Source organism: Phenylobacterium sp., assembly GCF_035276905.1.
Classification (GTDB): domain Bacteria; phylum Pseudomonadota; class Alphaproteobacteria; order Caulobacterales; family Caulobacteraceae; genus Phenylobacterium.
In genome coordinates, this window is record NZ_DATELG010000033.1 from 1 (window position 1) to 3,576 (window position 3,576).

Sequence of the window (3,576 nt, forward strand, 5' to 3'; positions counted from 1 at the left end):
GGATGATCTTGCGGAACTGTTCGGGCGTGGAGAGCCTCGACTGGGCGGTCACGGTGACGTCCAGCTGCTGGCCGGCCGGCTGCGGCAGGCCGCCGATCTCGCCCGCGGCGACCTGGGTGTTCTGCGACTGCAGCGCGGCGACGACGTCGCTGGGCATCAGGCTGAAGCTCGACAGCTTGAACGGGTCGAGCCAGATGCGCATGGCGTACTGAGCGCCGAACGCGTTGATGTCGCCCACCCCCTGCAGGCGGCCGATCGGCTCCTGCATGTTGGAGATGAGATAGTCGCCGATGTCGCCGCTGGAGGCGCGGTCGGTCTCGTCATAGATCGCGACCACGGCCAGGAAGTCGGCGTTCGACTTGGTTACCGTCAGGCCCTGGGCCTGCACCTCCTGCGGCAGCCGCGGCAGCGCCTGCTGCACCTTGTTCTGCACCTGCACCTGGGCGATGTCGGGGTCGACGCCCTTCTCGAAGGTGACGGTGATCGCCACCGTTCCGGCGGAGCTCGATGTCGACTGGAAATAGATCATCCCGTCGAGACCGGTGAGCTGCTGCTCGATCACCTGGGTGACGCTGGTCTCGAGGATCTCGGCCGAGGCGCCCGGATAGTTGGCGCGGATGTTGATCGTCGGCGGGGCGATGTCCGGGTACTGGGCCACCGAGAGCGACAGGATGCCGGCGACCCCAGCCATCATGATGACGATGGCGATGACCCAGGCGAAGACCGGCCGGTCGATGAAGATGCGCGAGATCATCGGCGATCAGCGTCCCGCCGCGGGCAAAGGCGCCGGTGGCGGCGCGGACGGCGGCGAGCCCGCCGGCGCCGGGCGCACCGTCTGGCCGGGCTTGATGCGGATCAGGCCCTCGGTGATCAGCCGCTCGCCGGCGGCGAGGCCGTCGGTGACCAGCCACTTGTCGCCGACGGTGCGGGTCGCCTTGATCTGGCGCAGCGTCGCCTTGTTGTCCGGGCCGATCACCAGGACGGTGGCGTCGCCGTTGGGGGCGCGCGAAACCGCCTGCTGCGGCGCCAGGATCGCATTCCGCACCGTCGCCTGCGACAGCTGCGCGCGGACGAACATGCCGGGCAGCAGAAGGTTGTGCGGGTTCGGGAAGCGGGCGCGCAGCGTCACCGACCCGGTGCTGGGGTCGACCAGCGGCTCGGTGAACTCCAGGCGGCCCGGCAGGGGGTAGAGGGTTCCGTCCTCCAGCACCAGGCGCACGGTCGCGCTGGACGGCATGACGCCGCCGGACGCCAGCTGCCGGCGCAGCGCCACGAGGTCGGTGCTCGACTGCTGGATGTCGACATAGATCGGATCCAGCCGGGCGATGGTGGTCATGGCGCCGGTCTGGCCGCTGGTGACCAGGGCCCCGGTGGTGACCAGCGAGCGGCCGACCTGGCCGCCGATCGGCGCCGGCACCCGCGTGAAGGCGAGGTTGATCTTGGCGGTCTGCAGCGCAGCGCGCATCTGCTCGACCTGGGCGGCCGCCTGCTGGGCGGCGGCGACGGCGTCGGTGTAGTCCTGCTTGCTCACCGCCTCGATAGCCGCCAGCGGCTTGTAGCGCGCCGCCTTGGCCTGCGCGGCGGTGCGGTTCGCCTCGGCGTTGGCGAGGTTGGCCTGGGCCTGGGAGACCGCCGCGCGATAGAGACTGGGGTCGATCTCGTAGAGCGTCTGGCCCTGCTTGACGATCGAGCCTTCCTCGAATCGGCGCGCCTGGATCAGGCCCGACACCTGCGGGCGCACGTCCGAGGTCTCGTAGGCGGAGGTCCGCCCGGCCAGCTCGATCTCCAGCGGCGCGGCCTGGGTCGCCAGCACCACATAGCCGGCCTCGGGCGTCGGCGCCGCCTTGGGGGAATCCTTCCTGGCGCAGCCGGCCGTCGTCGCCAGGAGCACAAGTCCGAACGCGGCCAGCAATTTCGACGGCATGCAGTCCAAGTCCCCGATGGCAGGTCGGGTGCTAAAAGCACTAACGCAGATCTGCGGCAAGGCGAGAGTCATCGCGCCGGCGGGACGCCTGCGGCGCAAAGATTGCAGCTGAAGAAACGTGCGTCAGCTTGGAAACAAGGGCGCGCATCCGCTGTCCCGGCTGTCTTCCATCCGCACCCGCATCCAAGCGATTACCACCGTTTTGCGACGGCAATTTTCACATTACTGGAAGAGCATTAATCTCCTTCAATGTCGGCCAAAAGTCCGTGAAGGCCGGCGCCTTGGTGGGGCAAGTGCATTCATACGAGAGTTGGTATAGCGTGTGCGGCGCCGGTCACGGCGGGAGGAAAACAAGAGTGCATAACAGGGTCATCGTCGCTTACGACGGCTCGCGCGAGGGCCGCACGGCCCTACGGGAAGGCGCTTTGCTCGTTCGCCAGCTCGGGGCCGAGATGTATATTCTAGCAGTTGTGCCCGAGACACCCGGGATGCGTGTGGCCGAGGGCGCCTACGCCGGCGCCATGGCCTACCAGGACGACACCTACAAGACGCTGCTCGAGGAAGCAGTGCGCGGGCTGGGCCGGTTCGGCCTGCAGGTGAAGGGCAAGCTGGTGCGCGGCGAGCCCGCCCAGGAGATCGCCGCCTACGCCCGCGAGATCAAGGCCGACCTGGTCATCGTCGGCCACCGCCGGCAGAACCTGCTCCAGCGCTGGTGGTCGGGTCCGAACGGCGCCTATCTGAGCGACTACCTCACCTGCAGCCTGCTGATCGCCAAGGCCGACATCAGCTACGAACAGTTCTGCCGGGCGATGGGCCAGGAGCCGGAGGTCACGGCCTGAGGCCGGGGATGGGTCTCAGGGCGACGAATTCGGGTCAACAGGTCCCATCTTTCCTCGTCATCCCGATCAGCTCCGCTAAGTAGCGATAACGGCACTGTGCGATCTGCAGCTCCTGAGCCCCTGGAGGGCCCGCGACGCGGTAGACCAAACGATCCTCAAGCGTGATACGGCGCGACCACCAGCCCTTGAGATCGCCGTTAAGCGGCTCCGGCTTGCCCATGCCTTGAAATGGCGTGCGCGCGCATTCTCGGATGAGCCCGTTCAGGCGCTCTAAGGTGTTCGGATCCGAATGCTGCCAATGAAGGTAATCTTCCCAGGCACGTTCAGCGAAGACGAGCTTCAAGGCTCGACCAGCATCTGCTCGCTGCCGCCGCCGGCCTCGAGCTCGGCAATCGACTCGTTCAGGCGCCGTGCATCTTCAGGGCTCTTCAGGAGGTGAAGCGTCTCTTCCATCGCCCTCCAATCGGCGAGGGACACCATAACGACGGCCTCGCCCCGCTTGCGGGTGACCACCACGGGCGAGTGGTCGTCTACGACGCTGTCCATCACTTACTTAAGTTTGGCGCGCGTTTCGGAATAGCTGAGTACGTCCATGGCGACCTCCGGCCGCTCATATGTACATTAATTCGTACAATTTGAAGTCGCGAACAGTTCTGCCGGGCAATGGGCCTCAGAGTCTGACTCATAATGTTTTCGAGGGACATCATGGGTTTGCGATCCGTCGGGCCATGAGTTGAACGGAGGCCATTAGGAGCCAGGCGGTGGAGCTTTCAATGGTCTCCTCGAAGTCCTTGGCCAGTCGCCGGTTGCGGC

5 protein-coding genes and 1 pseudogene are annotated in these 3,576 nt (G+C 66.4%); 1 reads left to right on the forward strand and 5 read right to left on the reverse strand.

The window, feature by feature from the left end; translation table 11 throughout:
• Both VJS38_RS01195 and VJS38_RS01200 read right to left on the reverse strand, forming a co-directional pair.
• On the reverse strand, positions 1-754 hold a 754-nt coding region (locus VJS38_RS01195; protein ID WP_324086328.1), incomplete at its 3' end, for an efflux RND transporter permease subunit.
• 6 nt (positions 755-760) lie between these two features.
• A complete protein-coding gene (locus VJS38_RS01200) occupies positions 761-1,924 on the reverse strand; it encodes an efflux RND transporter periplasmic adaptor subunit (RefSeq protein ID WP_324086329.1) in 1,164 nt (387 codons plus the stop codon).
• A gap of 356 nt (positions 1,925-2,280) precedes the next feature.
• Here VJS38_RS01200 and VJS38_RS01205 point away from each other — a divergent pair, with 356 nt between their 5' ends.
• Positions 2,281-2,763: a universal stress protein gene (locus VJS38_RS01205; RefSeq protein ID WP_324086330.1), complete on the forward strand. Its 483-nt coding sequence runs from the start codon at positions 2,281-2,283 to the stop codon at positions 2,761-2,763.
• A gap of 34 nt (positions 2,764-2,797) precedes the next feature.
• Here the strand turns inward: VJS38_RS01205 and VJS38_RS01210 are convergent, their stop codons facing one another.
• The 3 genes and pseudogenes from VJS38_RS01210 to VJS38_RS01220 all read right to left on the reverse strand — a co-directional run.
• Positions 2,798-3,106: a Txe/YoeB family addiction module toxin gene (locus tag VJS38_RS01210; protein ID WP_324086331.1), complete on the reverse strand. Its 309-nt coding sequence runs from the start codon at positions 3,104-3,106 to the stop codon at positions 2,798-2,800.
• Complete coding sequence (locus VJS38_RS01215) at positions 3,103-3,309, reverse strand: type II toxin-antitoxin system prevent-host-death family antitoxin (protein ID WP_324086332.1); 207 nt, start codon at positions 3,307-3,309, stop codon at positions 3,103-3,105. Before VJS38_RS01215 ends, VJS38_RS01210 begins: the two co-directional genes overlap by 4 nt.
• A 157-nt stretch (positions 3,310-3,466) precedes the next feature.
• Positions 3,467-3,576 (reverse strand): annotated as a pseudogene (locus VJS38_RS01220) (IS5/IS1182 family transposase); the annotation flags it as partial.

What these genes read in the sequence shown, in the direction of transcription:
- VJS38_RS01200 (WP_324086329.1), bottom strand. Translation starts at nt 1,924, where the DNA reads ATGCCGTCGAAATTGCTGGCCGCGTTCGGACTTGTGCTCCTGGCGACG.
- VJS38_RS01215 (WP_324086332.1), bottom strand. Translation starts at nt 3,309, where the DNA reads ATGGACAGCGTCGTAGACGACCACTCGCCCGTGGTGGTCACCCGCAAG.